Raw genomic sequence first — 8154 nt, 5'->3', positions numbered from 1 at the left:
TTCGAGCAGGCCACCCGCGCCGCCCTCGCCGACGGCCACACGGTCTTCATCGAGGTCAGCCCCCACCCCGTCCTCTCCCTCGGCCTCCAGGGCACCGCCGAAGACACCGGCGCCGACGTCCTCGGCACCCTGCGCCGCGACGAAGGCGGCCTCGACCGGTTCCTCACCTCCCTCGCCGAAGCCCACTGCCATGGTGTGGCCGTCGACTGGACGGCCGTCTTCCACGGCACCGGCGCCACCCGGACCGAACTCCCCACCTACGCCTTCCAGCGCACCCGCTACTGGCTCGCGGACGAGCCGGAGGTCCCCGCCGACAGTGCTGTGCCGGCAGAGCAGTCCACCGCCGAGGCGGAGTTCTGGAAGGCCGTCGAGCAGGGTGACGCGGAGGCGCTCGCCGAGCAGCTGGACGGCGTCGAGTCCGGGTCGCTGAGCGCCGTGCTGCCCGCGCTGGCCGCATGGCGGCGGGCCGCCACCGCCCGCGCCACGCTGGACTCGTGGCGGTACCGGATCACCTGGAAGCCGCTCGTGGCCTCCGGTGCCCGGGGCAGCCTCTCCGGTCACTGGTTGCTGGTCGTCCCGGAGGCGCTGGCCGAGGGGTGGCCGGCGGCCGACTTCCTCCGGCAGCTGACCGGGAGGGGCGCACAGGTGACGCCGCTGGTGCTGACCGGGCACCAGAGCGACCGGGCGGGGATCGCCAAGGCCCTCACGGCCCTCGGCGACGTCGACCCGGCCACGTACACCGGTGTCCTGTCGCTGCTGGCGCTGGACGGGCAGGCGGGTACGGCGCTCGGGACGGAGCTCCCGGCCGTGACCGCCCACACGCTCGCCCTCGTGCAGGCCCTCGACAACACCGCCGTGCGAGCACCGCTGTGGTGCCTCACCAGTGGCGGCGTCCAGATTGGGCAGGCCGGACATGCGGATCCGGCGAGCAGTCCGGTGCAGGCACAGCTGTGGGGCATGGGCCAGGCCATCGCCCTCGAGGCGCCGGGAAGTTGGGGAGGTCTCGTCGACCTGCCCGGCACGGCCGCGGAGGGGGGTGACGCATCGGTGGTGGAGCGGGTGTGCGCCGTACTGTCCGGCGGATACGGGGCCGAGGACCAACTCGCCGTGCGCGGCGAGGGCGTCTTCGCCCGACGGATCGGCCGGGCGTCGCTGGGCGAGGCCGTCCACCGTTTCGAGCCGCGTGGTTCCGCGCTGGTCACCGGCGGCACCGGCGCCGTCGGCGGGCATGTCGCCCGCTGGCTGGCGGCTCAGGGTGCCGAGCACATCGTGCTGACGAGCCGTCGCGGCCCGGACAGCCCGGGCGCTGCGGAGCTGGTGGAGGAGCTGACCGCGGCCGGCGCCACCGCGACGGTCGTGGCGTGCGACGTGGCCGAGCGAGAGCAGGTGGAGGCGCTGGTCGAACGGCTGCGGGCAGAGGGCCGCCCGGTGGGCAGCGTCTTCCACACCGCGGGCGTCGACGACACGGCGGCCGTGCAGGACACGGATGCGGCCGCGTACGCGACCGTCCTGTCCGGCAAGGTCAATGGGGCCCTGCACCTCGACGAGGCGCTGGGCGGGTCCGTGGACGCCTTCGTGCTCTTCTCGTCGATCTCCGGAGTGTGGGGCAACGCCCGGCACTCGGCGTACGCGGCGGCGAACGCGTCCCTCGACGCGCTGGCCCACCGGCGTCGGCTCCAGGGCCGGTCCGCGACCTCCGTGTCCTGGGGCTGGTGGGAGGGTGACGGGCTGGCCGACGGCGCCGGTGTCGGGGGCGCGCTCAGCGGCCTCGGCCTGTCGGCGATGGCACCGGAGCTCGCGGTCTCCGCGATGCGGCAGGCAGTGGAGCACGGGGAGACGGCGGTCGTCGTCGCCGACATCGACTGGCGGGATTTCGCCCCGGTGTTCACCGGGCTGCGCCCGAGCGCGCTCATCGGCGATCTGCCGGAGGTGCGCGGTGCGGTGCGGGCCGCCGATCCGGCGGAGGCGGAGAGCGGGGAGGACACCGCGCAGGACGCGGCGGCCGCGCTGCGCGCCGAACTCGCCGAACTGCCGGGGCCCGAGCAGGAGTACACGCTGCTGGAGCTGGTCCGGGACCACGCGGCGGCGGTGCTCGGTCTGGCCGGGCCCTCGGACGTACGGCCCGACAAGGCGTTCCGGACGCTGGGCTTCGACTCGCTGACCGCCGTGGACCTGCGCAACCGGATCACCCGGGCGACGGGGCTACGGCTGCCCGCCGCGCTGGTCTTCGACCACCCGACCCCGGTGGTGCTCGCCGCGTTCCTGCGGACCAAGTTCGACCTGCCGGCGGCGGCCGGCGCCGCCGATCCGACCCGGGGCGCGGCCCCGGTGCCCGCTGAGGCACCCGCTCCGGCCCCGGCCGTGGCGGCAGACGACTCGATTGACGACATGGACGCCGAAAGCCTGATCCAGCTGGCACTGGGAGACAACGGCTCATGATGACGTGCGAAATGTGGAGTGCATGATGGCTACTTCGGCGGACAAAGTTCTCGAGGCTCTGCGGGCGTCGGTCAAGGAGACCGAGCGGCTGCGGAAGGAGAACGCCCGGATCACCGAGGCGGCCCGGGAGCCCATTGCGATCATCGGTATGAGCTGCCGGTACCCCGGTGGTGTCGCGAGCCCCGAGGACCTGTGGCGGCTGGTGGACGAGGGCCGCGACGCCGCGGGTCCGTTCCCGGCCGACCGCGGGTGGGACATCGACGCCCTGTACGCCACGAGTCCTGCGGGCTCGGGTGCGTACGAGGGCGGGTTCGTCCCCGATGCCGCCGAGTTCGATGCCGGGTTCTTCGGGATCTCGCCCCGTGAGGCCCTCGCGATGGACCCGCAGCAGCGGCTCCTGCTGGAGGCCGCCTGGGAGGCTGTCGAGCGGGCCGGGGTGGCGCCGTCGGCGCTGCGGGGCACCCGTACCGGTGTGTTCGCCGGTGCGGCGGTCTCCGGGTACGAGAGCAAGCTGCAGAACGCGTCCGACGACGTCGAAGGCTACTTCCTGACCGGTACGGCGGGCAGCGTGGTCTCCGGCCGCATCGCCTACACGCTGGGCCTCGAAGGCCCGGCGGTCACGGTCGACACGGCCTGCTCGTCGTCGCTGGTCGCACTCCACATGGCCGTCCAGGCGCTGCGATCCGGTGAGTGCGAGCTCGCGCTCGCCGGCGGTGTCGCCGTGATGGCGGTGCCCGAGGCGTACGCCGAGTTCAGCAAGCAGGGCGGGCTCGCCGTCGACGGGCGCTGCAAGTCCTTCGCGGCGGCCGCCGACGGTACGGGCTGGGCCGAGGGTGTCGGTGTGCTGCTCGTGGAGCGGCTCTCGGACGCGGTGCGCAACGGGCACCAGGTGCTGGCCGTCGTCCGCGGTACGGGCGTCAACCAGGACGGTGCCTCCAACGGGCTGACCGCCCCGAACGGTACGGCACAGCAGCGGGTCATCCGCCAGGCGCTGGCGAACGCGGACCTGACGTCGGCGCAGGTCGACGCGGTCGAGGCGCACGGCACGGGCACCGTCCTCGGCGACCCGATCGAGGCGCAGGCCCTGGTGGACACGTACGGGCAGGAGCGCGCCGCGGACCGGCCGCTGTGGCTCGGCTCGATGAAGTCCAACATCGGTCACGCGCAGGCCGCCTCGGGTGTGGCCGGTGTCATCAAGATGGTCATGGCGATGCGCCACGGCGTGCTGCCGCGCACGCTGCACGTCGACGAGCCGACCCCGCACGTCGACTGGGCGGCGGGAGAGGTGGAACTGCTCACCGAGGCGCGGGCCTGGCCGGAGACCGGCGGGCCGCGCCGGGCCGCCGTGTCGTCGTTCGGTGTGAGCGGCACCAACGCGCACATCATCGTCGAGCAGGCGCCGGAGGCGGTGCCCGCTCAAGAGGCCGTGGAGGGTCCGGCGGGTTCGGTCGCCGTGCACCCGTGGCTCGTGTCCGCGGCGTCCGCGCAGGGCCTCGCGGCCCAGGCGGACCGGCTGCTGGCGCACGTCGTCGCGGGCGGCGACGCGGAGGACGGCGGTGACGGCGTCCTCGATCTGGGCTTCTCGCTTGCCACCGGACGGTCGGCGCTGGAGCACCGTGCCGTCGTCCTGGGCGAGGACCGGGACGCGCTGCTGGGCGGCCTGCGGGCGCTGGCGCGGGGCGAGAACACTCCGGCCACGGTGCGGGGCCTCGCGGTGCCGGGCCGGCTCGCCCTGATGTTCTCGGGACAGGGTTCGCAGCGTCCCGGCATGGGCCGGGAGCTGTACGAGAGGTACCCGGTGTTCGCCGAGGCCTTCGACGCGGTGTGCGCCGAGCTCGACAGTCACCTGGCGGGGCATGTCGAACGGCCGGTGCGCGAGGTCGTGTTCGCGGAGGCGGGCAGCGCCGAGGCGGAGCTGCTCGACGCCACCGTCTACACGCAGTCGGGCCTGTTCGCGGTCGAGGTGGCCCTGTTCCACCTGGTCAGCTCCTGGGGCGTCACGCCCGACCACCTGCTCGGCCACTCGGTCGGCGAGATCACGGCCGCCCATGTGGCGGGTGTGCTCACCCTCGAGGACGCGTGCGCGCTGGTCGCGGCGCGCGGCCGGCTCATGCAGGCGCTGCCCGCGGGCGGCGCGATGGTGTCCGTGCAGGCCACTGAGGAGGAGGTGGCCGAGCTTCTCGACGGCCGCGCGGACGTCTCGGTCGCCGCGGTCAACGGGCCGCGCTCCCTGGTGCTCTCGGGCGCCGAGGACGCCGTGCTCGCTGTCGCCGCCGTCCTCGGCGAGCGGGGCCGCAAGACGCGCCGGCTCCAGGTCAGCCACGCCTTCCACTCGCCGCTCATGGAGCCCGTGCTCGACGAGTTCCGCCGTGTCGCACAGGGCCTGACGTTCCACCCGCCGCGGCTGTCGGTGGTCTCCAACGTGACCGGCCGGATGCTGCGCGCGCAGGACGTCCGCGACCCCGGTTACTGGGTGCGGCACGTCCGAGAGGCCGTCCGCTTCGCGGACGGTGTGCGGACCCTGGCCGACCAGGGCGTCACCGCGTTCCTGGAGCTCGGACCGGGCGGTGTCCTCACCGCCATGGGCCAGGACAGCGCCGCCGGCGCGGAGAACGCCGACGCCGTCGCCTTCGTGGCCGCCCTGCGCAAGGACCGGCCCGAGTCCCACGCGCTGACCGCCGCCCTCGCCGCACTGCACGTGCGGGGTACGGCCGTGGACTGGGCGTCCTTCTACGCGGGTACGGGCGCCCGCCGGGTCGAGCTGCCCACGTACGCCTTCCAGCGCCGGCGCTTCTGGCCGACCCCCGCCGCGGCGCAGGACGCGGCCGAGGTGCTGGCCACCTTCCGTAACGAGGCCCGGTTCTGGGAGGCCGTGGAGCGCGAGGACCTCACCGCCCTCGCCGACGCGATGCGTCCCGTGGACGTCGATCCGCTGGCCGCCGCACTGCCCGCGCTGGCCTCGTGGCGGCGCCGCAACCGCGACCTCGACATCGTCGACGGGCTGCGCTACCGCATCGACTGGAAGCCCACCGCCCTCACGAACACCACTTCCCCGACGGGCCACTGGCTGGTCCTGACGCCCGCGCGGACCTCGTACGGGGCGCTCGCCGCCCGCGTATCGGAGGCGCTCCGCGAGCGCGGCGCCTCGGTCACCGCCCTCCCCGTCGACACCCGTGACGTGGACCGCGCTTCGCTCGGGCAGCTGCTGGCCGAGCAGGGGGAGAGCCGGCCGGCGGGCGTGCTCTCGCTGCTGGCGCTCGCCTCCGACGAGTCCGCGGATGAGTCCGGGGACGGGTCTGCGCACGGCGCCGGCGGCTCTGAGGCCGTCGACGCGTCTGCGGGCCGGCCCTTCGACGCGTTCGCCGTCGGCGGCGTCCCCGCCGGCACCCGCGCGACCGTACTCCTCGCCCAGGCTCTCGGCGACGCCGGACTCGACGCGCCGCTGTGGATCGCCACCCACGGCGCGGTCACCATCGGCCGCTCCGAGTCCCTCCACCAGCCCGCGCAGGCACCCCTGTGGGGCCTCGGCCGGGTCATCGGACTGGAGCACGGCGAGCGTTGGGGCGGTCTCGTCGACCTGCCCGGCGAGCTCGACGCGCGCGCCGCCGACCGGCTGTGCGCGGCCCTCGCCGACGGCACCGAGGACCAGATCGCCCTGCGGTCCTCCGGCCTGTTCGCACGCCGCCTCACCCACGACCCGCGCAGCACCACCCCCACCGGGCGCCCCGCGTTCACCCCGCGCGGCACGGCTCTGATCACCGGCGGCACGGGCGCCCTGGGCGCGCACACCGCCCGCTGGCTCGCCGCGAACGGCGCGGAGCGGATCATCCTGACCAGCCGGCGCGGCCCCGAGGCCCCCGGCGCGGCCGAACTCGCCGCCGAACTGGAGGCGTTGGGCGCCCCTGCGACCGTCGTCGCCTGCGACGTCGCCGACCGGGAGGCGCTGGCGGCGCTGCTGGAGACCGTACGTACGGACGGCGGCCCGGCCCTGCGCTCCGTCTTCCACACGGCCGGCATCGCCAGCGACACCCCCCTGAGCAACATCGACCTCGACACGTTCGGGGACGAGATACGGGCCAAGGCGGCGGGCGCGGCGCACCTGGACGAGCTGCTCCGCGACCAGGACGCCGAGCTCGACGCGTTCGTCCTGTTCTCCTCCATCTCCAGCGTCTGGGGCAGCCGCGGCCAGGGCGCGTACGCCACCGGCAACACCTATCTCGACGCGCTCGCCCAGCGGCGCCGGGAGCGCGGCGCCGCCGCCACCTCGGTCTCCTGGGGTGCCTGGGGCGGCGGCGGGCTCGCCGACGGCCGCGAGGGCGAGCGGCTCGCCCGCCGGGGCATCCGCACCATGGCCCCCGAGCACGCCGTCGGCGCGCTCAAGCACGCCCTCGACCACGACGACACGCACGTCGCCGTCGCCGACGTCGACTGGGACCGCTTCCTGCCGGCCTTCACCGCGGTCCGCCCCCGGCCGCTGCTCGGCGACCTTCCCGAGGCCCTCGCCCTGGCCGCCGGGGACGCCGCGGACTCCACGTCCGGCGGCGAGGCGGACGACACCCGGTCCCGGCTGCGCGAGCGACTGACGGGGCTCTCCCCCGCCGATCGCACCACCGTGCTCATGGAGCTCGTACGCACCGAGGCCTCCGCGGTGCTCGGCCACGGCACCGTGGACGAGATCCGCCCCGACCGGGCGTTCCGCGACCTGGGCTTCGACTCGCTGACGGCGGTCGACCTGCGCAACCGGCTGGACCAGGAGACCGGCGTACGGCTGCCCAGCACCCTGGTCTTCGACCACCCCAACCCGGCCGCCCTGGCTCGCTTCATCGAGTCCGAACTCCTGGCGACCGGCGCGGTCTCCGGCGAGGGCCCGTCCGCCGCGGCCACGGCACGCGACGAGGACGAGCCGATCGCCATCGTCGGCATGGCCTGCCGCTACCCGGGCGGCGTGACCGGCCCGGAGGACCTGTGGCGGCTCGTCGCGTCCGGCGGCGACGGCATCTCCCCCTTCCCCACGAACCGCGGCTGGGACCTCGACGCCCTGTACGACCCGGACCCCGAGGCGCACGGCACCTCGCACGGCACCTCGTACGTGCGCGACGGCGGGTTCCTGCACGACGCCCCCGGCTTCGACGCCGACTTCTTCGGGATCTCGCCGCGCGAGGCCCTCGCGATGGACCCGCAGCAGCGGCTGATGCTCGAAGCCTCCTGGGAGATCTTCGAGCGGGCCGGCATCGACGCCGGATCCGTACGCGGCCACCGCATCGGCGTCTTCGCCGGCGCCTCGGCCTCCGGCTACGGCGCCGACCTCGGCCGCACCGCGGAGGGCACCGGCACCGAGGGCCACCTGCTCACCGGCATGGCCACCAGCGTTCTCTCCGGCCGCGTCGCGTACGTCCTGGGCCTGGAGGGCCCGGCCGTCACCGTCGACACCGCCTGCTCGTCCTCGCTGGTCGCCCTGCACCTCGCGGCCCAGTCGCTGCGCTCGGGCGAGTGCACGATGGCCGTGGCCGGCGGTGTCGCCCTGATGGCGACGCCGACGGGATTCGTGGAGTTCAGCCGCCAGCGGGGCCTCGCCACCGACGGCCGCTGCAAGTCCTTCTCCGACGACGCGGACGGCACCGGCTGGTCCGAGGGCGTCGGCGTCCTGCTCGTCGAGCGGCTCTCCGACGCGCGCCGCAACGGCCACCAGGTCCTCGCCGTCATCCGCGGCTCCGC

The 8154-nt window shown here is 75.0% G+C and carries 2 protein-coding genes; both read left to right on the top strand.

Annotation, left to right across the window (positions count from 1 at the left end; translation table 11 throughout):
* Window positions 1-2439: SDR family NAD(P)-dependent oxidoreductase (locus ACFYPC_RS36910; protein WP_391891720.1), on the top strand; the 2439-nt coding region annotated here is incomplete at its 5' end.
* A gap of 25 nt (window positions 2440-2464) precedes the next feature.
* The coding region (locus tag ACFYPC_RS36905; protein ID WP_391891719.1) for a type I polyketide synthase at window positions 2465-8154 on the top strand (5690 nt) is incomplete at its 3' end.

Source organism: Streptomyces sp. NPDC005808 (genome assembly GCF_042871385.1).
GTDB lineage: Bacteria > Actinomycetota > Actinomycetes > Streptomycetales > Streptomycetaceae > Streptomyces.
The sequence above is the reverse complement of the archived record's forward strand: the minus strand, read 5'-3'. Positions and strand labels throughout refer to the sequence as shown.